Here is a 271-nt window from a genome sequence, read left to right on the forward strand (position 1 = left end):
GTGCTACTGAGTACGTAGTAAGTAAAACGGTAGAAATAGCTAAAGTACAAAATCCAAATTTAAATATTGCAGGTTATAACAATGGCTATTTTTGGGATGACGAAGAAGCTGTTGTTACTAAAATAAGAGAGTCTGGCGCTAAGTTATTGTTTGTTGCGATTACCTCTCCAAAAAAAGAAAATTTTATTAATAAATGGCAAGATAAATTAGGTGTTGATTTTGTTATGGGTGTAGGGGGTACTTTTGATGTGGTGGCTGGGAAGGTGAATCG

At 35.1% G+C, this 271-nt stretch carries 1 protein-coding gene; it reads left to right on the forward strand.

The annotated features are described in order from the left end of the window. Window positions 1–271 (forward strand): WecB/TagA/CpsF family glycosyltransferase (locus Q4528_RS13940; RefSeq protein ID WP_303522184.1); only part of this gene is annotated, 271 nt, incomplete at both ends.

It is taken from the genome of Staphylococcus pasteuri, assembly GCF_030547725.1.
In the GTDB taxonomy this organism is placed as follows: domain Bacteria; phylum Bacillota; class Bacilli; order Staphylococcales; family Staphylococcaceae; genus Staphylococcus; species Staphylococcus pasteuri.